Genomic DNA, 23,709 nt, shown 5'->3' with positions numbered 1-23,709 from the left:
ATATATGGCAGCAACCTGTCCCTCATCAGACTCTGGAGCCTTGCAAACGGGGAGGAGACCATATATGGATTTAGTGGCAAAGAATCTTTGTCTTTGTTTTCCGCGGCAAACGAACTTCCAGCCTCTTCCCGCTCCCCCTGAGCCTGTCGAAGGGAGCCTGTCGAAGGGTGTTTTTAGAGGCGCGGCTCTCGAGGGCCCCAGGTTCCGTGGCCAGACAGTTTTTAATTAAGGAGCAGACCAACAAATGACGGACAAGAGCGCAGCGGTAACGCGCCGGTATTTTGGGACAGACGGTATTCGCGGCCGGGTGGGTGATGCGCCCATTACCCCGGATTTTATGCTGAGACTGGGCTGGGCCGCCGGGCAGGCGTTCAAGCGGGATGGGCAGAACAGCGTCATTATTGGCAAGGACACCCGCCTGTCGGGCTATATGTTCGAGTCTGCCCTGGAGGCAGGCCTTTCCGCAGCGGGGGTGGACGTCAAGTTGCTTGGCCCCATGCCAACACCGGCCATCGCCTATCTGACCCGGACCTTCCGGGCCTGCGCAGGTATTGTCATCAGTGCCTCCCATAACCCGCATTATGATAACGGCATCAAATTCTTCTCCGGCGATGGCACCAAGCTCGATGATAGCCTGGAAGCCGAGATTGAGCGGTGGCTGGACGAGCCGGTTACCGTCTGTGAGTCCGCTGACCTGGGCAAGGCCTTCCGGGTGGAGGATGCGCCGGGCCGTTATGTAGAGTTCTGCAAGAGTACCGTGCCGAACGAATTCGAGCTGGATGGCATGCATATCGTGCTTGATTGCGCCCACGGCGCTACCTATCACGTGGCGCCAAAGGTGTTCCGTGAGCTGGGTGCACGGGTGTCGGTAATTGGCGGTGACCCGGATGGCCTGAATATCAACCTCGGCGTGGGCTCCACCCACCTCGAGGCGTTGAAGGAAGCGGTCCAGCAGCGCAACGCGGACCTCGGCATTGCCTTTGATGGTGATGGCGACCGGGTGCTGATGGTAGACAAGGACGGCACTGAGGTGGATGGTGATGAGCTTATCTACGTGATTGCAGCCCAGCGCAAGAAAGCCGGCACCCTCCAGGGGGGCGTAGTTGGTACGCTGATGACCAACCTGGGTGTGGAGTTGGCGCTTCAGGACCAGGGGATCCCCTTCGAGCGTGCCAAGGTCGGCGATCGCTATGTTATGGAACGCCTGCTCCAGCGTGGCTGGCTGCTGGGTGGGGAAGGTTCGGGTCACCTGGTCATCCGTGACTGCACCACCACCGGCGACGGCATTGTCTCTGCCCTGCAGGTCCTGCTGGCCTGCTGGCGGGCCGACAAAACCCTCGCCGAACTGCGCCAGGGCATGACCAAGCTGCCCCAGACCATGATCAACGTCCGGGTTGCCGAACGCTTCGACCCCATGACCCGCGCAGACATCGCCGAGGCCGTACGCAAGGCAGAAGACCACCTGGGCGCCGCAGGCCGCATCCTGCTGCGAGCCTCCGGAACCGAGCCGCTGATCCGCGTAATGGCGGAAGGGGAAGACGCTGCGGTCATCGAGCGGGTTGCCGAAGAGCTTGCTGAGGTGGTTGGTCGCTCTCGGGCGTGATTCTTTTGATCCGGTAGTGTTTTACAGGCGCCCTTCGACAGGCTCAGGGCGAACGGGAAGGTACGGCCCTTGGTCAGGCACCCTTCGACGGGCTCAGGGTGAACCGGAAGGTGCGGCCCTTGGTCAGGCGCCCTTCGACAGGCTCCCTTCGACAGGCTCAGGGTGAGCGGGGAAGAAGTTTAGCCGCGAAATCCACTAAAACCACGAAAAATTACAGTTATGATCTTTCTTGCTTTTTTTGGTGGGTTTCGTGGATTTAGTGGCAAAGAATCTTTGTCTTTGTCTTTGTCTTTGTCTTTGTCTTTGTTTTTCGTGGCAAACGAGCTTCCAGGCACCTCCCGCTCACCCTGAGCCTGTCGAAGGGAGCCTGTCGAAGGGCGCTGGTTCCCGTCAAAAACCGCTCTTGTACACTCCCGAGAGCTGCTGTATAGTTCGCGCTCGTTTCCGGACGGCCCCCGGGTACAACCCTGATGACGGATGGCATGCGCAGAAAGATTGTTGCAGCAAACTGGAAGATGAACGGCTCCCTGGAGCTGGTTCAGAAGCTGGTGCCGGCCGTCAGGGATGGGGTGGCGGCGCTTGATAATGGCCTCGAGGTTGTTATTATGCCTCCCTCGATTTACCTGGGTCAGGTCAGGGAGCTGTTGTCCGGCTCGTCGATTGCGGTTGGTGTCCAGAACGTGGCCCAGTGGCAAAGCGGGGCCTACACCGGCGAGATTGCCGCTGGCATGGCTGCTGACGCTGGTTGTCAGTACGCACTGGTCGGGCATTCCGAGCGGCGTCAGTTGTTTGATGAGACTGACGAGCTTGTTGCCGGCAAAGTAGCACGGATTCTTGAGAGTGGTTTGCAGGCCATGGTTTGTGTCGGCGAAACCCTCGAAGAGCGTGAATCCGGGGATGCAGAGACGGTTGTTTGTCGCCAGCTCGAAGGCGCCCTGAAAGGGTTGTCCGCAGGCGATGCGAGCAAGGTGATTGTTGCCTACGAGCCCGTCTGGGCCATCGGTACCGGCAAAACCGCTACGGCAGAGGATGCCCAGGCTATGCACGAGGCCATTCGTCGCAAGCTGGTTGAGCTCGGTCTGCCGGGAAATGCGATGTCAGTGCTTTACGGCGGCAGTGTAAAACCGGATAATGCGGCCGCGTTGTTTGCAAAGCCGGATATTGACGGCGGGCTGATCGGCGGAGCATCGCTGAAAGCCGAAGATTTTATCGCGATCTGTCAGGCAGGTATTTCGTAAGACCTGGCAAGTATCACACGGGTTCTGCAGTCCATAAGGGCTGTTACAGGGTTACAGAGAGCAGATATGGACTGGATGGAAACACTGGTTGTCGTCGTGCACGTCGTGATTGCCGTCGCACTGGTGGGTCTGATTCTGATCCAGCAGGGCAAGGGTGCCGACGCGGGCGCTGCCTTTGGTGGCGGTGCCTCCCAGACGGTATTCGGTAGTCAGGGTAGCGGCAGCTTCCTGACCCGCGTGACCAGTATTCTGGCCCTGGTGTTCTTTATTACGAGTTTTTCGCTGGCGATTTTCGCCAAGCAGCGTGCCGAAGTGGCAGGTCAGGCTGGTATTCCCATGGTGGAACAGGTTGGCCAGGATGCCCCGGCTGGTGATGCTGAAGGCGGGGCTCCGAGCCTCAGCGAAGAAGAGAGCGGTGATGGTAATGCCATCCCCGAGCTCGAGTGAGTTGTTGCCGAAGTGGTGGAACTGGTAGACACGCTATCTTGAGGGGGTAGTGGCGTAAGCCGTGCCGGTTCGAGTCCGGCCTTCGGCACCATACACAGAAACGGCTTGGTGTAGCTTTTACCCAAGCCGTTTTTTTTGGTCAGTCCTTGACCATGATCGCCCGGGTCCTTATACTCCGGCGATTATTGATGCAGCTTGGTGCGCGGGTTTGTCTCGTACCAGGTTGTGGAGACAGGCCAGGTGTCTGTCGGCGGTCCACCCGGTTTTTTGCCGCTGGTCCGCGATTACTTGCAACAAAAGGCCCCACAGGCAGGTAGTTCCGGAGTCGTCATGGTCCGGGCTGTCTGAGCAGTCGGGGCTTTTTGATTAAGGGGCCTGGCGCGTCGGGCCCTGATGCATGAAAAGGGCTGCCAGACAGCCCTTTTTTTGTTTTTGTGGCCTGAAAATCAGCCGCCGGCCGAGCTGGCGGGTTACCACGGGAGTCGCATCGGACTTGTCTGCGAAACTGAACAAACTTGAAGAGATCCTCCGCCCGGTGGTGGAAGGTCTGGGGTATGAGTTCTGGGGGATTGAATTCCGCTCCCAGGGCCGCCAGTCGGTATTGCGCCTGTTTATTGATGACCAGGAAAACGGCATCAGCATCGAGGACTGTGAAAAAGTCAGTCGCCAGGTCAGCGGTGTCATGGATGTGGAAGACCTCATTCAGAACGAATACACCCTGGAGGTGTCATCCCCCGGAATGGACCGCCCGCTTTTTACCCTGGAGCAATTCACCGCCTGGGCAGGGTACAAGGTCAATATCCGTTTGCGGATGGCCTTCGACGGACGGCGCAAGTTCCAGGGCATCCTGAAAGGCACGGAAGATGGCGATGTGGTGGTTGTGGTGGATGACCACGAGTACCTGCTGCCATTTGAAAGTATTGATAAAGCCAACATTGTGCCGGTTTTCGAGTAAGGCCGGGTGACAGCAAGTCTTAGAATTGTAAGGGCAGGGCATTTCAATGAGTAAAGAAATCCTGATGGTGGTTGAGGCCGTTTCCAACGAAAAGGGCGTCGAAAAAGACGTCATTTTCGAAGCCATCGAGCTGGCACTGGCAACTGCGGCAAAGAAGCGGTTCGAGGATGAGGAAGCGGACATCCGCGTCTCCATTGATCGTCGCACCGGCGAGTATGAAACCTTCCGTCGCTGGCTGGTGGTAGACAATGATGCCGTTCCGGCGCTGGGTACCGAGCTGACCCTGCAGGAAGCGGAGGAAATCGACACCAACCTCAAGCCCGGTGATCTCCACGAAGAAAAGATTGAATCGGAAAGCTTTGGTCGTATCGGTGCCCAGGCGGCCAAGCAGATCATCTTCCAGAAGGTGCGCGAAGCAGAGCGCATGCGTATTGTCGACAGCTATCGCGACCGCGTCGGTGAGCTGATTTCCGGTACGGTCAAGAAGGTGACACGGGATAACGTCATTATTGACCTGGGTAGCAACGCGGAGGCCCTGCTGCCCCGGGACCAGCTTATCCCCCGGGAAACCTTCCGCATGGGTGACCGGGTCCGGTCACTGCTCCAGGACATCCGCACTGACCATCGCGGCCCACAGCTGATGCTCAGCCGTACAGATCCCCAGATGCTGATCGAGTTGTTCCGCATCGAGGTTCCGGAAATCGCCGAGGAGCTGATCGAAATCCGTGGCGCCGCCCGCGACCCGGGGTCCCGTGCCAAGATCGCGGTCAAGACCAATGACCGCCGCATCGACCCGGTAGGTGCCTGCGTTGGTATGCGCGGCTCCCGTGTGCAGGCAGTGTCCAACGAGCTGGCCGGTGAGCGTGTCGATATTGTGCTTTATGACGACAACCCGGCCCAGCTGGTGATCAACGCCATGGCGCCGGCGGAAGTGGCCTCTATTGTAATGGACGAAGACAGCCACACCATGGAAGTTGCCGTCGCCGAGGACAACCTGGCCCAGGCCATTGGCCGTAACGGTCAGAACGTCCGCCTGGCCAGTGAGCTGACCGGCTGGACCCTCAACGTGATGACCGAAGAGGAAGCCGGCGAGCGCCAGGAGCAGGAATACAACCGCCTGGTCAGTCACTTCATTGACAACCTTGATGTGGATGAAGAGTTTGCCGGCGTACTGATTGAAGAGGGCTTTACCTCCATCGAAGAGGTGGCCTACGTGCCCATGGAGGAAATGCTCGGTATTGAGGGCTTCGACGAGGACACCGTTACCGAACTCCGGCGTCGTGCCAAGGACGTATTGTTGAACAAGGCCCTGGCCAGCGAGGAAGCCCTGGAGGGCAACGAGCCGGCCGAAGATCTTCTGGCAATGGACGGTATGGACCGTACCCTGGCGTTCCAGCTTGCTGGCATGGGTGTTCGCACCATGGAAGATCTGGCAGAGCAGTCGGTTGATGACCTGCTCGACATTGAAGGTATGGACGAAGAGCGTGCTGGTCAGTTGATTATGACGGCGCGTGCCCCCTGGTTTGAAGACCAGGCTTAATCGGGAGGAGGACCAGTATGGCAGAAGTAACCGTTAAACAACTGGCCGAAGATGTAGGCGCTCCCGTGGATCGTTTGCTGCGTCAGATCGTGGAAGCCGGCCTCAAGGCCCGCTCCGAAAATGATTCCGTGACCAGCGATGAGAAGCAGCAGTTGCTGGCCTATTTGCGCAAGAACCACGGCGAGGCCGAGGCAGAGCCGAAAAAGATTACCCTCAAGCGGAAAACCACCACCACCCTGAAGACCGGTGGCGGTGCCCGTGGCGGAAAGACCGTTAACGTGGAAGTGCGCAAGCGTCGTACCTACGTGAAGCGCGCTGAGCTGCAGCCCGAACCCGAGCCGGAGCAGCCGGTAGCGCCGGCAGCTGAGGAAAAACCGGAAGAATCTCCGCAACCGGTCGCCGAGCAGGCGCTGGCAGAGGAGAAAAAACCGGAAGCGGCCGAGGCGCCAGCCAGTGAAGGCACTCCGGAAACCGGCCCGATTGCGGTTGGCGAGGAAGACGCCCGGGAAGAAACCAACAAGGCGGTCAAGCCCGAGAATACCGTGGCGGATGAAGAAATTCCGATGCCGCCGCCAGATCCTGAAACCGCCAAGGACAAGGAACGCAAGGCCAAGAAGAAGAAGGAAAAGGGCCGCGAGCGTCCTGATGACGCCGAAGAGGGCAAGCCCAAGAAGAAGTCCGCGGGTCATCGCGGGCCCCGTAGTCGTCCGGTGGAAGAACCCATTGTGCTGTCCGAAGACGAAGAGGACACCACGCTGCGCAAGCCGCTGCGGGCGAAAAAGAAACCCAAAGAGAAAAGGCATGGCTTCGAGAAGCCAACCAAACCAATGGTCAGAGAAGTCGAAATTCCGGAAACGATTACCGTTGGTGATCTCGCTCAGCGCATGGCAGTCAAGGCTGCCGATGTGATCAAGACCCTGATGGGTATGGGTGTGATGGCCACAATCAACCAGGCCCTGGACCAGGAAACTGCTGTTCTGGTAACCGAGGAACTGGGCCACAAGCCCAAGACCGTGAGCGAGGACGCCTTCGAGGAAGAAGTGATCAGCGAGCTTGCCGGCGAAAGCAGTGGCGATAAGACCCGCCGCGCGCCGGTGGTAAGTGTTATGGGTCACGTTGACCACGGCAAGACGTCGCTGCTGGACTACATTCGTCGCACCAAGGTGGCTTCCGGTGAGTCCGGTGGTATTACCCAGCATATCGGCGCCTACCACGTGGAAACCTACCACGGCATGGTGTCCTTCCTGGATACCCCGGGCCACGCCGCGTTTACCGCCATGCGTGCCCGCGGTGCCCAGTGTACCGATATCGTTATCCTGGTGGTGGCGGCCGATGACGGTGTCATGCCCCAGACCAAGGAAGCGGTAGACCACGCCCGTTCCGCCGGCGTGCCCATCGTTGTCGCCATCAACAAGATGGACAAGGAAGAGGCAGATCCGGACCGCATCAAGAACGAATTGGCCGGCATGGAAGTCATTCCCGAAGAGTGGGGCGGTGATGTCCAGTTTGTACCAGTATCGGCCCACACCGGTGACGGTATCGAGGCGCTGTTGGAAGCAGTCCTGCTGCAGGCAGAGATGCTGGAGCTGGAAGCCGTGAAGGATGCCCCTGCAAAGGGTGTCGTGGTGGAATCCTCCCTGGAGCGCGGTCGTGGTTCCGTGGCGACCGTGCTGGTCCAGAACGGTACCCTGCGCCAGGGCGACATGGTTGTGGCCGGTGCCTGGTTCGGTAAGGTCCGCGCCATGACCGATGAAGCTGGCAAGCAGGTCAAGGAAGCTGGCCCGTCCATCCCGGTCGAGATACTGGGTCTGAACGGTACCCCGGATGCCGGTGACGAGTTCTTTGCCGTCGCCGACGAGCGCAAGGCGAAGGAGCTGGCCGAGTTCCGCCAGTCCCGGGAACGGGAACAGCGGCTGCAGCGTCAGCAGGCAGCCAAGCTGGAGAACCTGTTCGAGAACATGGGCAAGGACGAGGTCAAGACCCTCAACGTGGTGCTCAAGACCGACGTTCGTGGTTCCCTGGAAGCCATTACCAAGGCCCTGCAGGACCTGGGTAACGACGAGGTCCAGGTGAAGATCATCTCCTCTGGCGTGGGTGGTATCGCGGAAACGGATATCAGCCTGGCACTGGCGTCCAGCGCCGTTGTCTTCGGCTTCAATGTCCGTGCGGATACCTCTGCCAAGCGCCTGGTCGAGCAGGAAGGTGTCGACCTGCGCTACTACTCCATCATCTATAACCTGATTGATGATGTGAAAGCAGCCCTGACCGGCATGCTGGCTCCGGAATTCCGCGAAGACATCGTGGGTATCGCCGAAGTGCGGGACGTGTTCCGCTCACCGAAGTTCGGCCAGGTGGCCGGTTGTATGGTGACGGAAGGTACCGTATACCGGAACAAGCCGATCCGCGTACTGCGTGACAACGTGGTGATCTTTGAAGGCGAGCTGGAATCCCTGCGCCGCTTCAAGGACGACGTACCGGAAGTTCGCAACGGTATGGAATGTGGTATCGGTGTTAAGGGCTACGACGTGAAAGTGGGTGACCAGATCGAGGTGTTTGATCGGGTTCGTGTTGAACGCAAGCTGGAATCCACAGGTTCATAATGCCCAGAGAGTTCAGTCGTCTCGACCGCATTGGTGACCAGATCCAGAAGGAGCTTTCGCTGCTCATCATGCGGGAGGTCAAGGACCCCCGCGTGGGCATGGTCACCATTAATGCGGTGCGCGTCAGCAGGGACCTCGGCTATGCCGATATCTATGTGTCCCTGCTCAGTACCGAGGAACTGACCGAGGAGTCCGGCGAAGTGCAGGACTCCCTCAAGGTTCTGCGCAACGCCTCCGGATTCCTCCGGGGGCAGCTCGGTCGCGCCATGAAGTTGCGGGTGATTCCGCAGCTTCGTTTTCACTTCGATACCCTCCAGGGTCAGAGTCGTCATATCGACAGCCTCATCGACCAGGCCATGGGCAAGAAGCCCGCTGTCCGCCAGGACGACGACAACGACCAGGAGTCCTGAGTTTGGCTCGCAGACGCAAAGGCCGTGACGTCAACGGCATACTGGTCATCGACAAGCCCCCGGGCGTCACATCCAACGGTATCCTCCAACAGGTCAAGCACCTTTATGGCGCGGCGAAAGCCGGCCATACCGGTGCCCTTGACCCGCTGGCGACCGGTGTGTTGCCCTTGTGCTTTGGCGAGGCCACCAAGTTTTCCCAGCTGATGCTGGACAGTGACAAGGCCTATATCACCACGGCAAAGCTGGGTGTCCGCACCGAAACCGCCGACAGTGAAGGCGCCGTGGTCTCCGAGCGGCCGGTGCCGGAAGGACTGACCGAGACGGATGTCGAGGCCGTGCTGGTCGATTTCCGGGGTGATATCGAGCAGGTCCCCTCCATGTACTCGGCGCTGAAACACAAAGGCCGTCCGTTGTACGAATACGCCCGGGAAGGCATTGAGGTGGAGCGCCCGGCCCGACCGGTGACCATCTATGAACTGACCCTGCTGGCGGTTCGCCCGGATGAGCTGGACCTGGCAGTGAAGTGCACCAAGGGCACCTACGTTCGTAACCTGGTGGAAGATATCGGTGAGGCCCTCGGCTGTGGCGCACACGTGTGCGCGCTGCGCCGCACACTGGCTTCCGGCTTTACCCTGGCGGATGCCCACCAGGTCGCCGACCTGGAGCAGATGCGGGAGCGGGGCGAGTCCCTGGACGGGCTGCTGGTGGCGCCGGATGCAGCGCTCACCATGTTCCCGGAGTTGACCCTTGAGGGGCCAAATTTACAGTCGATATTGAACGGACAACCCGTTAGAATATCGGGTCAATCCTTGACCGGACCGGTTCGGCTTTACGGTGATAACCGTTTCGTCGGCCTCGGTGAAGGACAGCCGGAAGGCGTGGATACAACCGTGGTTGTACCCCGTCGTCTGGTTTCAAGCAGTCGATAACCAGCCGGTTGTGACTGCCTAGCCGGGCTGCAGAGATGCGCGGTTCGGCCGGATGATTTCAGGCATCGCAAACAACGAGGTGATTTATGGCACTTTCAGCCGAGGAAAAAGCACAGATCGTCAAGGACTACCAGCAAGGTGATAGCGACACAGGTTCCCCTGAAGTTCAGGTTGCCCTGTTGAGCGCCAATATCAACAAGCTGCAGGACCATTTCAAGGTCAACAAGCAGGATCACCATTCCCGCCGTGGCCTGATTCGCATGGTTAACCAGCGTCGTAAGCTGCTGGACTACCTCAAGCGCAAGAATGCTGACCGTTACCTGGAGCTCATCCAGCGTCTGGGTCTGCGTCGCTAAGCGGACGACCTGCCGGCTGGCGCCAACCTGGTGCCGGCCTGTGCTCCGGTGGCTGGGCCCGGTTTATACCGGGGCTTGTCACTGGAGTATGCTTTTCCACCCGAACCGGTACCAGAACCGGTTGCTACGCCATTACCGAAGTGCTTCTGCTGTCATGACCGAAAGCGCCGATAGCAGGTTGTTGAAAGGCCCGGGTAGCTCTCCCCGGGGTTTTGCAACAGCCTGTTCGCTTTCTGGTAGCAGGGCTTTGGGACCGCGTCTTCCTGATCTGGTGCATTTGATGATCAAGCAAAATCAGGAGTTACTGTGATTCCACAAGCAACGAAGAAAACCTTCGAGCTCGGCGGCAAGACCGTCACCCTCGAAACGGGCCGTATCGCCCGCCAGGCCACCGGTTCCGTACTGGTGACCATCGATGACATCTCCGTACTGGGTACCGTGGTTGGTGCCAAGGAAGCCAAGCCGGGCCAGCCCTTCTTCCCGCTGACCGTGAACTACTTCGAGAAGACCTACGCCGTGGGCAAGATCCCGGGTGGCTTCTTCAAGCGTGAAGGCCGTCCTTCCGAGAAGGAAACCCTGACCTCGCGCCTGATCGACCGTCCGATCCGCCCGCTGTTCCCCAACGGCTTCATGAACGAAGTGCAGGTTATCTGTACCGTCATGTCTTCCAGCAAGACCCAGGATCCGGACATTGCCGGCATGCTGGCGGCTTCTGCAGCCCTGTCCATCTCCGGTATTCCGTTTGATGGCCCCATCGGTGCCTCCCGTGTTGGTTTCACCGACGACCGTGGCTACTTCCTGAACCCGACCTTCGAAGAGCTGGAAACCTCAGCCCTGGATATGGTCGTGGCCGGCACAGAAGACGCCGTGCTGATGGTTGAGTCCGAGGCCAAGGGCCTGACCGAAGACCAGATGCTGGGTGCGGTACTCTTCGCGCACGAAGAGATGCAGTCTGCCGTTACCGCCATCAAGGAATTCGCTGCCGAAGTTGGCAAGCCCCGTTGGGACTGGCAGCCAGAGCCTGAGAACACCGACCTGCTGAACGCCATCAAGGATGGTTTCGGCGGCGCTATCGCTGAAGCCTACGCCATCCGCGACAAGATGGAGCGCTACGCGAAGCTGAAGGAAGTCAAGGACGCTGCCGTCGAGAAGCTGGCCGGTGAAGAAGAAGGCCAGCCGGCTGAAGACGAAGTGAAGAAGTACTTCGGCAAGGTCGAGAAGAACGTGGTTCGCCAGCAGGTTATCGAAGGCAAGCCGCGGATCGATGGTCGTGACAACAAGACCGTCCGTCCGATCAACATCGAAGTCGGCATCCTGCCCAGCACCCACGGTTCGGCCCTGTTCACCCGTGGCGAAACCCAGGCCATCGTGACCACCACGCTGGGTACCGCCCGTGACATGCAGATCATCGATGCCCTGGAAGGTGAGCGCAAGGATCCGTTCCTGTTCCACTACAACTTCCCTCCCTACTCCGTCGGCGAAGCCGGCCGTGTCGGTACCCCGGGTCGTCGTGAAGTGGGTCACGGCCGCCTGGCCAAGCGTGGTGTGGCAGCGGTTATGCCGACCATTGAAGAATTCCCGTACACCATCCGTGCGGTATCCGAGATCACTGAGTCCAACGGCTCCAGCTCCATGGCCTCTGTCTGTGGCTCCTCCCTGGCACTGATGGACGCCGGTGTGCCCGTTAAGGCGCCGGTAGCCGGTATCGCCATGGGCCTGGTGAAGGAAGGCGAGCAGTTCGCCGTTCTGACCGATATCCTGGGTGATGAAGATCACCTGGGTGACATGGACTTCAAGGTTGCCGGTACCTCCGAGGGCATCACTGCCCTGCAGATGGATATCAAGATCAACGGCATCACCGACGAGATCATGGAAATCGCCCTGGAGCAGGCCCACCACGCCCGTCTGCACATCCTGGGTGAAATGGCCAAGGTAATCGCCGAGCCGCGCACCGAGCTGTCCGAGCGTGCGCCGAGCATCACCACCATCAAGATCCATCCGGACAAGATCCGTGATGTCATCGGTAAGGGTGGTGCGACCATTCGCTCCATCTGCGACGAGACCGGTGCTTCCATCGACCTGGACGATGACGGCAACGTCAAGATCTATGCCGACACCCAGCTTGCTGCCCAGGCGGCGGTTAACCGGGTCAAGGAGATCACGGCCGAGATCGAAGTGGGCGCACTGTACAAGGGCAAGGTTGAGCGCATCATGGAATTCGGTGCCTTCGTCAACATCCTGCCCGGCAAGGATGGCCTGGTGCACATCTCCCAGATCTCCGACCAGCGCGTCGAGAACGTGACTGACGTGCTCAGCGAAGGTCAGGAAGTCCTGGTCAAGGTGCTGGATGTAGACAACCGTGGCCGCGTCAAGCTGTCCATGAAGGAAGTGAAAGAGGGCGACAAGCCCACCGACTTCAGCTAAGTAACACCGAAGTCAGAAAAAAGCCGCCCAGGGGAAACCCGGGCGGCTTTTTTGCGTGTGCGCCAGGCATGGCGCGTAGCGCCTTGACGGCGCTGTTCCGGTCCAGGTGGTGCTGGCCGGATGACTTGGGGGTGCAAGTCCCCTGTGGGCCCGGCAAGGGGAACCACTAGCCGGACGGCAAGGGTGTCCACCGTGAGGTGGAATCTGAAGGAAGCCGCAGGCAAAGCACTGGCCTGACGAACAGAAATCGCATATGAGGCGGTCACACCGGGTAAGGCGTCAATTATCGTCAAAGCCCAGTACTTGCACGGGAGGTGTGGACGTAAATGCGGCGGGCATAAGTGTGAAGGTCACGCGTCTTACCCTGGGAAGTCTGGTTTCCTGCCACAGTGCTACTCACCTCGTGAGGGGTGAGGATGGGAGGCCAGAACTCAGCCGAGGTCATAGTAGGTGCGTCACCGCGTACTGAAGGACCGAACATGGTTGGCCGCTAGTAGACGATGAGTTCTCGTGTTGTGCTAAAGAAGCGAGCGGCTAATGGCCGGAGACTACCATCCTCAGCGGGTACGCCGGGTCAGTATCCCCAAGCCGCAAGGCGGCGAACGGATACTGGGCATCCCGACGGTTCAGGATCGCCTGATCCAACAAGCGCTTCACCAGGTGCTGAGCCCGATGCTGGAGCCGACCTTCTCGGATCACAGCTACGGGTTCCGCCCCGGCCGAAGTGCCCAGCAGGCGATCAAGGCGATGCAACAGCACATCAACGACGGCCACCGCTGGGTGGTCGATCTGGATCTGGCCCAGTTCTTTGACCGGGTCAACCACGATGTGCTGATGGGCCTGCTGGCCCGTCGCATCACCGACCGGCGGGTCCTGACCCTGATCAGACGTTACCTGCAAGCCGGTATGCTTGAAGGTGGACTGGTCAGCCCGAGACGGGAAGGCGCACCGCAAGGTGGCCCCCTGTCCCCCTTGCTCTCCAATGTGCTCCTGACCGAGCTGGACCGGGAACTGGAGCGCCGGGGCCACCGGTTCTGCCGCTACGCGGACGACTGCAATATCTATGTTCGTAGCCGCCGATCCGGTGAACGGGTCATGGCCAGTGTCACCCACTTCCTGGAAAGGCACCTGCGACTGAAAGTGAACCCAGCCAAGAGTGCTGTGGATCGCCCCTGGCGTCGGACCTTCCTGGGGTACAGCGTGACCTGGCACAAACAGGTCCGGCTGAGGATTGCACCGAAAAGCCTGAAGGCTGTTATGGCCAAGCTGCGGCCACTGCTCAAGCGATCTCGCGGACAGTCGCTGACGACGACTATCCAGAACCTGAACCCGGTACTAAGAGGCTGGGCGAACTACTACCGCCTGACCGCTTCGAAACGTCCGGTGGAAGCGCTGGATGGCTGGATACGGCGACGCCTGCGACTGATCCTGTGGCAGCAATGGAAACGGGCCCGTACAAGGGCTCGCAATCTGATGCGCCTGGGCCTGACTGAGCCGAGAGCCTGGAAGAGTGCAACGAACGGGCGCGGCCCCTGGTGGAACAGCGGCGCATCCCATATGCACGCCGCCCTCCCCAAAAAGGTGTTCGAGCGTCTTTCTCTGGTAAGCTTGTTGGATACGATGAACCGGCTCCAGAGCCAACCATGAACCGCCGTGGTACGGAACCGTATGCCCGGTGGTGTGAGAGGACGGGGGAGGTAACTCCCCCTCCTACTCGATTATAACGGCCAGGGATGAGGGGCAGGGACCTCCGGGTAAACAGCGAGCAACAAAAAAGGCAGCCCGGGGGCTGCCTTTCAGGTCGCTGGGGAGTGGCTGGTCAGCCGTTACCCTTGCGCATCTGCTCGTACTCGTCCTCGAAGAAGAACTTCTCTTCCCCGAAGGCCGGTTCCAGCTCATGGAGCCAGGTCGCCGTGTCGCTGTACTTGGCAAAGAAGGGGCGCTGTACCCAGTCCGGGTTGCGGCCCTGCAGGAAGCGCAGTACAAACACCTTCTCACCCTTGATCTCGGTGACACCCTGGATTTCCACCTTGCCAGGGCCGGCACTCATGGACGGACCGCGGGCGGTGCGGGCCAGGCCGGAGACCTGCTTGATGGCCTCCCGATAGATATCGTAGGCCTTCGCCAGCGGTACCTCGAAGTAGTTCTTGGCGCCGGTATCCCGTTCTACGAACATGTAGTAGGGGATGATGCCCAGCTTCACTTCTTTCTTCCAGAGCTTCGCCCAGTCGTCGGCATTGTCGTTCACATGCTTGATTAGCGGGCCCTGGGCGCGGATTTCCGCCCCGGTAGCGCGGATGCGACGGATCGCCTCTTCCGCAATATCGGTGGTGATTTCCTGCCAGTGATTGTAGTGGGCCATCAGAGCCACATGCTTGCCGGCATCGACCAGTTTCGCGAACAGCTCAATCAGTTCGTCGGCATCCTTGTCTGTGACAAACCGGTACGGCCAGAAGGTCAGTGCCTTGGTGCCGATGCGGATCGTCTGGATGTGATCGAACTCCGGCTCCAGCAGCGGCTCCAGGTACTGCACCAGGTTCTTGGTTTTCATGACCATGGGGTCGCCGCCGGTCATCAGCAGGTCAGTGACCTCGGTGTGCTGCCGCAGGTAGCCGTGCAGCTGCTCTGCGTCGCTGCTGGCAATGCGCAGGTCCTTGTCACCGACAAACTGCGCCCAGCGGAAGCAGAAGGTGCAGTAGGAGTGGCAGGTCTGGCCCTGGGCTGGGAAGAACAGCACGGTTTCCCGGTACTTGTGCTGCAGGCCTTCCAGCGGCACCCCGTCCAGGGTAGGCAGGTTCATTTCCATCTGCCCGGCGGGGTGCGGGTTCAGTTCGTCGCGGATTTCCTTGGCAACCTTCTGGATCAGCTTCTTGTCGGCGCCTTCCCGGTGCAGCTTGGCCATGCGTTCGAAGTGCTCTTCCTTCAGCATGCCTTTTTGCGGGAAAACCAGCTGGTACAGCGGGTCGTTGGGAACCTTGTCCCAGTTGATCAGTTCGTTGATGACGTATTCGTTGACACGGAAGGGCAGCACGCTGGCCACCACTTTCATTTCGAACAGAGTCTCTTCGGGAAGATTCTGGATAATCTCGATCTTGTCGAGTTGGCGGTCGGTGTAGACCTGGAAACGACGCTCTTCAAACTCGACGGTCGGAATCCGGTTCGGGAAGGTGACGATGGAATTCATGGATCGCCCTCTGTCTGAGTGAAATGGCCGGCGGCCGGAATGCATCAGCCACCACTGTTCAAAAATCGGGCAGGCAAGTATACCGGAAAGGAACATCATTTTCAGGTCTAATTAAAAAAATGACCTTCCCCAGAACCTCTGTGAGGTTTCGTATCGATGCGTTGTTGCTTAATCGAAGGCGATCAAAGGTTGATCGGCGATATTGACTGCATTTGCCTCCACGTTCGAGAAGCGAGTGAGCTGAAGGGAGATCTTTAGTGTGGAAAGCATTGTTCGCCAGGAAACATGGATTGACCCTAACCGCTTGTTCAGTTTGGCGGAGTTGGTCTTTGGTCGAGTTGTGAAGGGTGTCGCAAGTTGGCAACATGACCTCTATAGTCTTGTCTGTCCTCTTAATTATTCCGGTGCCAAAAGTGCCGGTTGATCCACCACGGGCCGATTTGCCGGAGACCCCGGCCATCCTGATCTATGCTGGTGGTGACGATATTCACAGGCTGGCGCGTTCCCCGCGACGGTCCTGTTCAGCGGCACCCCTGGCCGCATAATCGAAGACACGGGAGGGTTCGATGTACCAGGACGATGATCCCACTGAAACCAGCGAATGGCTGGATGCACTGGAATCCCTGATTGAGAATGAAGGCGTTGACCGCGCCCGGTTCATTCTCGAACGCCTGTCAGAGCGTGCCAGCCGGGAAGGCACGGAACTGCCTTACTCCATAACCACACCGTTCCGTAACTCCATTCCGGTTACCAACGAAGTGCGTATGCCCGGCGACCTGTTCATGGAGCGGCGCATCCGTTCGCTGATCCGCTGGAACGCCATGGCCATGGTGGTGCGGGCCAACAAGCGCCCCGGTGAGCTGGGCGGCCATATCTCCACCTTTTCCTCCGCCGCCACCCTGTATGACGTGGGCTTCAACTATTTCTTCCACGGTGGTGATGACAAGCGCGAGTCTGACCTGGTGTATTTCCAGGGCCACGCCTCCCCGGGCATCTATGCCCGTTCCTACCTGGAAGGCCGCTTCGATGAGGAACACCTGGACAAGTACCGGGAAGAGGTCGATGGCAATGGCCTGTCGTCCTATCCCCACCCCTGGCTGATGCCGGATTACTGGCAGTTCCCCACCGTCTCCATGGGCCTGGGTCCGATCCAGGCCATCTACCAGGCCCATGTCATGAAGTACCTGGACAGCCGGGAACTGATCGAAATGGACAACCGCAAGGTCTGGTGCTTTGTCGGGGACGGCGAGTGTGACGAACCCGAAACCCTGGGCTCCATCTCCAAGGCCGGTCGCGAGAAGCTGGATAACCTGATCTTCGTGGTTAACTGCAACCTGCAGCGCCTGGACGGTCCGGTGCGGGGCAACGGCAAGATTATCCAGGAGCTGGAAGGCATCTTCCGGGGTGCGGACTGGAACGTCATCAAGGTGGTCTGGGGGCGCATGTGGGACCCGCTGTTCGACAAGGATGAAGACGGTGTCATGCAGCGTGCCATGGATGAGATCTGCGATGGCGACCTGCAGAATTACACCAGCCAGGGCCCGGCCTATACCCGTAAGGAATTTTTCGGCAAGTACCCGGGGCTGGCCAAGCTGGCAGAGAACCTTTCCGACGATGATATCAACAAGCTGAACCGTGGCGGCCATGACCCCTACAAGGTATATGCCGCCTATCACAAGGCCGTGCACGAGGCCAACGGCAAGCCCACGGTTATCCTTGCCCATACCATCAAGGGTTACGGCTTTGGCGCGGCAGGCGAGGCGCAGAACACCGCCCATTCCCTGAAAAAGCTCGACAAGGAAGCCCTCAAGGCTTTCCGGGACCGTTTCGGCGTGCCCCTCAAGGACGACGAGCTGGAAGATATCCCCTATTACCGGCCAGCCCCGGACAGCCCGGAAATGGTCTACATGAAGAAGCGCCGGCAGGACCTGGGGGGCTTCTATCCCAAGCGTCGCAAGGATGCCCAGCCGTTGAAAGTGCCCGAGCTGAGCATCTTCAAGAGTGTGCTGGAAGGTTCCGGCGACCGGGAAGTGTCCTCCACCATGACTTTCGTGCGCATCCTCAATGCCCTGGTGAAAGACAAACGGGTGGGCAAGCGGGTCGTGCCCATTGTTCCTGACGAGGCCCGGACCTTCGGTATGGAAGGCATGTTCCGGCAGATGGGGATTTATACCTCCGAAGGTCAGAAGTACGTGCCCCAGGACCGGGACCAGATCATGTACTACCGGGAGGACAAGAAGGGCCAGATCCTGCAGGAGGGCATCAACGAGGATGGCTCCATGGCAGCCTGGATGGCAGCGGCCACCTCCTACAGCCATAACAACTTCCCGCTGATCCCGTTCTATGTGTTCTATTCCATGTTTGGTTACCAGCGGGTAGGCGACCTGGTCTGGGCCTCCGGCGACATGCAGGCCAGGGGCTTCCTGATCGGCGGCACCGCCGGTCGTACCACGCTCAATGGTGAGGGCCTGCAGCACCAGGACGGCCACAGCCATGTGCTGTTTAACGTGGTACCCAACTGCCGTGCCTACGACCCGGCCTTCGGATACGAAATGGCCGTGGTGATCCAGCATGGCATCAAGGAGATGTTCGAGGACAACCGAAACGTCTTCTATTACCTCACCATCGAGAACGAGAACTACCAGCAGCCCGCCATGCCCAAGACCAAGGGCATTGAAGAGCAGATCATCAAGGGCATGTACAAGTTCGATTCGGTGGAAACCAAGGGCCGCAAGAAAACCCCACGGGTGCAGCTGCTGGGTTCCGGTGCCATCCTCAATGAGGTGCGGGCCGCCGCTGAACTGTTGCGGGACGACTGGAGCGTGGCCAGCGATATCTGGAGTGTTACCAGCTACAACGAACTGGCCCGTGACGGCATGCATGTGGAGCGCTGGAACCACCTGCACCCGGATGACACCCAGAAGACGCCCTACGTTACGAAGTGCCTCGAAAAGCAGCAGGGCCCGGTGGTTTCTGCCACCGACTACATCAAGCTGCATTCCGAGCAGTTGCGCGCCTACATTCCCAGGACCTACTACACCCTGGGTACCGATGGCTTTGGCCGCAGTGATACCCGGGAGAAGCTGCGCAACTTCTTCGAAGTGGACCGCTACTACGTGGTGATCAACGCCTTGTCGGCGCTGGCCGAGGACGGCGAGATCAAGAAGGACCAGGTGTTGGAGGCCATGCGCAAGTACAACATCGACCGCAACAAACCCAACCCGGCGTACAGCTGAGGAGGCCGCTATGAGTGAGCAGGACATCAAGGTTCCCGATCTCGGCGGTGCGGACGAAGTCGAGGTTATCGAAGTACTGGTCAGCAAGGGTGACACCGTCGAGGAAGAAGATCCCATCCTCACGGTAGAGTCCGACAAGGCCTCCGTGGAACTGCCGGCGCCCTTTGCCGGCAAGATCACCAAGCTGTCCGTCAAGGTGGGCGACAAGCTCAGCGAAGGTGACGTGGTCGGCACCATTGATACCGATTCGGCCGGTGGTGGTGATGACGAGGACAGCGGCGAGGACAAAACCGGCGAAGATACGGATAAGTCGAAAGACGAAGCTGCTAAAAAGGAGTTAGAGGAAAAGGACCAGGACGCAGAGGAGAAAAAATCTGCAGGCAAGGACGACAGCGGTAAAGCCAAAAAAGGTGGGGGCAGCCGCAAGGAAACCGTGAAGGTGCCCGCTCTCGACGGCTTCGAGAACGTCCCGGTTATCGAGATCAACGTCAGTGAGGGCGATTTCGTTGGCGAAGACGACCCACTGGTCACCGTGGAGTCCGACAAGGCCACCATGGAAATCCCGTCCCCCTACGCCGGTAAGGTCGACAAGATCCTGGTGAAGGAGGGAGACAAGCTCTCGGAAGGAGACGACCTGCTGGAGATGACCGTCGAGGAAGGCGCTGACAGCGGGGATGAAGAGGAAGCAGACACTGGCGGGGCCGAGGAAGAAACCAGCGACAAGGACGAAAAGTCCGACAAGGCTGACAAGGACGGCAAGGGCGGAAAGGATAAGGACCGCGCCGATACCTCGGAAGACACCCAAGGCGACAGCACCTATCAGCCGCCAACGCCCGGCGCCAAGGTCCATGCCGGCCCGGCAGTACGAAAACTGGCCCGGGAACTGGGGGCAGACCTCACCAAAGTGAAGCCCTCTGGCCCCAAGGACCGTATCCTCAAGGACGATGTGGAAGCCTACATCCGCCAGAACCTGAAGAAAGCCCAGGAGGGCGGTTCGGTGGAAGGTGCCGGCATCCCGGGTATCAAGCTGCCGGACTTCAGCCAGTTTGGCGAGGTGGAGCGGGAGAGCATGTCCCGCATGATGATCGCTACCGCCACCAATATGCAGAAGAGCTGGCTGAACGTACCCCACGTCACCCAGTTCGACGAGGCGGACATCACCGAGATGGAAGCCTTCCGCAAGGGCCAGAAGCAGGCCGGTGAGAAAAAGGGCGTCAAGCTCACGCCGTTGCCCTTCATCCTCAAGGCCTGCGCCGCTGCGTTGGAGGAGCTGCCCCAGTTCAACGTGTCACTGGACATGGAACGCAAGGAAGTGGTGCGCAAGAAGTACGTGCACATCGGCATTGCCGTGGACACGCCCCATGGCCTGATGGTGCCGGTCATCCGCGACGTGGACCAGAAAGGCCTGTGGCAGCTGGCGGCAGAGGCCCAGGAACTGGCGGACAAGGCCCGGGACAAGAAGCTCAAGCCGGCGGAGATGCAGGGGGCCTGCTTCTCCATCACCAGCCTCGGCGGCATAGGCGGCACCGCGTTCACACCCATTGTGAACACGCCGGAGGTGGCCATACTGGGCGTCTCCAAAGCCGCCATGAAACCGGTGTGGGACGGCGAGGCCTTCCAGCCCCGACTGATGCTGCCGCTATCCCTGTCCTACGACCACAGGGCCGTGAACGGGGCGGATGCAGCCCGGTTTACCAACCTGCTGGGGCAGTTGCTGGGGGATATCCGGCACCTGTTGTTGTAGGGGGCACGCCAGCCCCTCTCTGCCCGTTCGGAGAGGGGGGCTATTTCGGCGCCTGTGTTCGATTTGGCGTAAACTTCCCCTATGAACTTCCTCAACTCCACCACCTTCGCGTTCCTCGACCTGGAAACCACCGGCGGCTCGGCGGGCCATGATCGTATTACCGAGATTGGCATCCGCTTCTGGCGCGATGGCGAGGTCGTGGACGAGTGGCAGACCCTGCTCAACCCGCAGATGCGGATTCCCCCGTTTATCGAGCGGTTCACCGGTATCAGTAACGAGATGGTGGCAGACGCGCCGCTGTTTGAAGACGTGGCGGATGAGCTGGAAGAACGGCTGAAGGGCTCGGTGTTCGTCGCCCACAATGCCCGCTTCGACTATGGCTTCGTAAAGGCGGAGTTTCGCCGCTTGTTGCGCCCATTCGCGGCGAAGGTACTGTGCACCGTCAAACTGTCCCGGCGCCTTTATCCCCAGTACAAACGACACAACATGGATGCCCTGATCCAGCGCCACGGCCTTGGCGCTGTGCAGCGGCACCGGGCCATGGGGGATGTCACCGCCATGATGGACTTCTTCACCCACGCGCTTGCCGACCATGGTAATGAAAGCGTGGAAGAGGCCGTTCGCACCCTGCTGCAACGCCCCAGTGTGCCCTCCCACATGCCCCCGGATGTGCTGGACGACGTACCGGCGGTGCCCGGAGTGTACCGTTTCTATGGCGAGAACGATGTGCTGCTGTATGTCGGCAAGAGCACCAATATCGCCCAGCGGGTGGCCTCCCATTTCTCAGGCGATCACAACTCGGGAAAGGGCATACGCCTGTCCGAAAGCATGCGCCGCCTGGAATGGACCGAGACCGCCGGTGAACTGGGGGCCCTGCTGCTGGAACTCAAACAGATAAAGGGCCTGCGGCCCATGTACAACCGCCGCTCCCGGGCCGCCAAGACACTTTGGAGCATCGAGCTGACCGAGAGTGAGCAGGGCTACCTCCAGGCCCGGCTGGTAAGGCAGATCGAGCCCCATCGGCTGGGCCGCTACTACGGCCTGTTCCGCAGCAAGCGAGACGCCCTGAGGGCCCTGACCGGCATCGCCAGCAAGAACGAACTGTGTAACAAACTCCTCGACCTGGAGCCGGCAGACCAGCACGGCCCCTGCTTCCAGCGAACGCTGGGGCGTTGCAAGGGCGCCTGCGAAGGAGAAGAAGATATCACCCGCTACAACCTGCGGGTCCAGATTGCCTTCCACAGCCTGCGACTGAAAACCTGGCCCTGGCAGGGACCGGTCGGCGTGATGGAACATAACCCCAACACCGGCCGCACCGACATACTGATCATCTACAACTGGATGCACGTGGCCACGGTGCATTCGGAAGAAGAACTGCACAACCTGAGCCTGCGCGGTACCGCCGTCACCTTCGACATGGACTCCTATAAACTGGTGGTCAAGGCCCTGTCCGGCAAGGGCATCGATGGCCTGCGAATCCTCGAGCTGCCGCCGATTGGTGAACCGGATATCCTCGCGGTCTCCCCGGAAAACAGCTGAGTTTTCCACACACTCCCGCTCTGGCGTATGATAAGGCTTTCCAACCCCGGCCCCGTGCTGAACAGAGGCCGGCTCCGCAAGGTCCAGAGAGGAAAGTATGAACAGAGAACCCGTCACCCGCGAACTCTTCAACGACGTCATGGTCCCCAACTACGCCCCCGGCACCATGATTCCCGTGCGAGGTGAAGGGTCACGACTCTGGGACCAGCAAGACCGCGAATACGTCGACTTCGCCGGCGGCATCGCCGTCAACAGCCTCGGCCACGCCCACCCGGGCCTGATCGGCGCGCTCCAGGAACAGGCCGAAAAGCTCTGGCACGTGTCCAACGTACTCACCAACGAGCCGGCCCTGCGCCTGGCCAGGACCCTGTGTGAGCTGACCTTCGCCGAGCGCGTCTTCTTCGCCAACTCCGGCGGTGAAGCCAACGAAGCCGCCTTCAAACTCGCCCGCCGCCACGGCTGGACACACCACGGTCCGGAGAAGCACGAGATCATCTCGTTCACCAACTCCTTCCACGGCCGTACCCTGTTTACCGTCAGTGTGGGCGGCCAACCCAAATACCTGGAAGGCTTTGAGCCGGCCCCGGGCGGCATCCACCACGCCATCTACAACGACCTGGATTCGGTAAAGGCACTCATTTCCAAACAGAAAACCTGCGCCATCGTGGTCGAACCCATCCAGGGCGAGGGCGGCGTACTGCCGGCGGAACCGGAATTCCTCCAGGGCCTGCGCGACCTCTGCGACGAAAACGATGCACTACTCGTATTCGACGAAGTCCAGAGCGGCGCCGGCCGCACCGGCCACCTCTACGCCTACGAGCACTACGGCGTCACCCCGGACATCCTCACCAGCGCCAAGGGCCTGGGCGGCGGCTTCCCGGTAGCGGCCATGCTCACCACCGCCGCAATCGCCGAAAGCCTCGGCGTCGGCACCCACGGCAGCACCTACGGCGGCAACCCCCTGGCCTGCGCCGTGGCCCAGAAAGTCATCGACACCATCAGCCAGCCGGAAATCCTCAAAGGCGTCCGCATCCGCTCCGACAAACTCCGTAAGGGCATGATGGCCATCGGTGAGAAATACAACATCTTCACCGAAATACGCGGCGAGGGGCTGCTGCTGGGCTGCGTGCTGACCGAAGAGTGGCAGGGCAAGGCCAAGGACTTCGTCGCCGCCGCCCAGGAACAGGGCCTGCTCATCCTCGTGGCCGGCGCCAACGTCGTCCGCCTGGCCCCCTCCCTGATCATCCCCGACCAGGATATCGAAGAGGGACTGGAGCGGTTTGAGAAGGCGGTGGCTACACTGGTGGAGTAGTCAGATTTTCTGAAAGTTGCAGGAAATGGCGTGGCAGGTAGTTCTTTGAAGCTATGTAAAGACAGGATGTGTCGCACCAGCGAATAGCACGAAGTTTCGGCGGACGGGCTGGTATGGCTTTCCGGGACCTTCAAAAACAGGGACGTTTTTGAAGAGCCTACATGGACGTATTCACGGCGTGTCCCGGAAAGC

The 23,709-nt window shown here is 59.8% G+C and carries 15 protein-coding genes, 1 tRNA gene and 1 pseudogene; 16 read left to right on the top strand and 1 reads right to left on the bottom strand.

Features of this window, described 5'->3' with window-relative positions:
- Positions 1-244 precede the first annotated feature (244 nt).
- From glmM to ltrA, 12 genes and pseudogenes are all read left to right on the top strand, one after another.
- A complete protein-coding gene (gene glmM / locus MLC59_RS15095; protein ID WP_248235750.1) occupies positions 245-1,603 on the top strand; it encodes a phosphoglucosamine mutase in 1,359 nt (452 codons plus the stop codon).
- 482 nt (positions 1,604-2,085) lie between these two features.
- The gene (gene tpiA, locus MLC59_RS15090; protein ID WP_248235749.1) at positions 2,086-2,841 is read left to right on the top strand and encodes a triose-phosphate isomerase; all 756 of its coding nucleotides are present in this window, start codon (positions 2,086-2,088) and stop codon (positions 2,839-2,841) included.
- A gap of 66 nt (positions 2,842-2,907) precedes the next feature.
- The gene (secG, locus tag MLC59_RS15085) at positions 2,908-3,288 is read left to right on the top strand and encodes a preprotein translocase subunit SecG (RefSeq protein WP_248235748.1); all 381 of its coding nucleotides are present in this window, start codon (positions 2,908-2,910) and stop codon (positions 3,286-3,288) included.
- A 6-nt stretch (positions 3,289-3,294) separates the two neighbouring features.
- Positions 3,295-3,379 (top strand) — tRNA-Leu (locus MLC59_RS15080).
- A gap of 402 nt (positions 3,380-3,781) precedes the next feature.
- Complete coding sequence (gene rimP / locus MLC59_RS15075) at positions 3,782-4,243, top strand: ribosome maturation factor RimP (RefSeq protein WP_248235747.1); 462 nt, start codon at positions 3,782-3,784, stop codon at positions 4,241-4,243.
- A gap of 46 nt (positions 4,244-4,289) precedes the next feature.
- Positions 4,290-5,783, top strand: a complete 1,494-nt coding sequence (gene nusA / locus MLC59_RS15070; RefSeq protein WP_248235746.1) for a transcription termination factor NusA — start codon at positions 4,290-4,292, stop codon at positions 5,781-5,783.
- 17 nt (positions 5,784-5,800) lie between these two features.
- The gene (gene infB / locus MLC59_RS15065) at positions 5,801-8,383 is read left to right on the top strand and encodes a translation initiation factor IF-2 (RefSeq protein ID WP_248235745.1); all 2,583 of its coding nucleotides are present in this window, start codon (positions 5,801-5,803) and stop codon (positions 8,381-8,383) included.
- Positions 8,383-8,793, top strand: coding sequence for a 30S ribosome-binding factor RbfA (gene rbfA / locus MLC59_RS15060; RefSeq protein WP_091854277.1), 411 nt, complete (start codon positions 8,383-8,385; stop codon positions 8,791-8,793). The genes infB and rbfA overlap by 1 nt, the downstream gene beginning before the upstream one ends.
- A 2-nt stretch (positions 8,794-8,795) precedes the next feature.
- Entirely contained in the window at positions 8,796-9,722 is a 927-nt protein-coding gene (truB, locus tag MLC59_RS15055; protein WP_248235744.1) for a tRNA pseudouridine(55) synthase TruB, read from the top strand.
- 86 nt (positions 9,723-9,808) lie between these two features.
- A complete protein-coding gene (gene rpsO, locus MLC59_RS15050) occupies positions 9,809-10,078 on the top strand; it encodes a 30S ribosomal protein S15 (protein ID WP_091854281.1) in 270 nt (89 codons plus the stop codon).
- 306 nt (positions 10,079-10,384) lie between these two features.
- The gene (pnp, locus tag MLC59_RS15045) at positions 10,385-12,502 is read left to right on the top strand and encodes a polyribonucleotide nucleotidyltransferase (RefSeq protein WP_427901736.1); all 2,118 of its coding nucleotides are present in this window, start codon (positions 10,385-10,387) and stop codon (positions 12,500-12,502) included.
- 531 nt (positions 12,503-13,033) lie between these two features.
- A pseudogene (ltrA, locus tag MLC59_RS15040) lies at positions 13,034-14,149 on the top strand (group II intron reverse transcriptase/maturase); the annotation flags it as partial.
- Between the two features lie 172 nt (positions 14,150-14,321).
- Here ltrA and MLC59_RS15035 read toward each other — a convergent pair.
- Complete coding sequence (locus MLC59_RS15035) at positions 14,322-15,686, bottom strand: KamA family radical SAM protein (RefSeq protein ID WP_248235743.1); 1,365 nt, start codon at positions 15,684-15,686, stop codon at positions 14,322-14,324.
- 566 nt (positions 15,687-16,252) lie between these two features.
- Between MLC59_RS15035 and aceE the strand changes: the two genes are divergently transcribed.
- The 4 genes from aceE (at position 16,253) to MLC59_RS15015 (ending at position 23,517) form a co-directional block, all read left to right on the top strand.
- The gene (aceE, locus tag MLC59_RS15030; RefSeq protein ID WP_248235742.1) at positions 16,253-18,922 is read left to right on the top strand and encodes a pyruvate dehydrogenase (acetyl-transferring), homodimeric type; all 2,670 of its coding nucleotides are present in this window, start codon (positions 16,253-16,255) and stop codon (positions 18,920-18,922) included.
- A gap of 10 nt (positions 18,923-18,932) precedes the next feature.
- A complete protein-coding gene (gene aceF / locus MLC59_RS15025) occupies positions 18,933-20,666 on the top strand; it encodes a dihydrolipoyllysine-residue acetyltransferase (RefSeq protein WP_248235741.1) in 1,734 nt (577 codons plus the stop codon).
- A gap of 81 nt (positions 20,667-20,747) precedes the next feature.
- Positions 20,748-22,205 carry an exonuclease domain-containing protein gene (locus MLC59_RS15020; protein ID WP_248235740.1) on the top strand — a complete coding sequence of 486 codons (1,458 nt, stop codon included), beginning with the start codon at positions 20,748-20,750 and terminating at the stop codon, positions 22,203-22,205.
- A 97-nt stretch (positions 22,206-22,302) separates the two neighbouring features.
- A complete protein-coding gene (locus tag MLC59_RS15015) occupies positions 22,303-23,517 on the top strand; it encodes an aspartate aminotransferase family protein (RefSeq protein ID WP_248235739.1) in 1,215 nt (404 codons plus the stop codon).
- Positions 23,518-23,709: the final 192 nt, after the last annotated feature.

Origin of the sequence: Marinobacter bryozoorum, assembly GCF_023156245.1 — a bacterium.
In the GTDB taxonomy this organism is placed as follows: Bacteria; Pseudomonadota; Gammaproteobacteria; order Pseudomonadales; family Oleiphilaceae; genus Marinobacter; species Marinobacter bryozoorum.
Note: the sequence above shows the minus strand (reverse complement) of the source record. Positions and strands in the feature narration are given on the sequence as shown.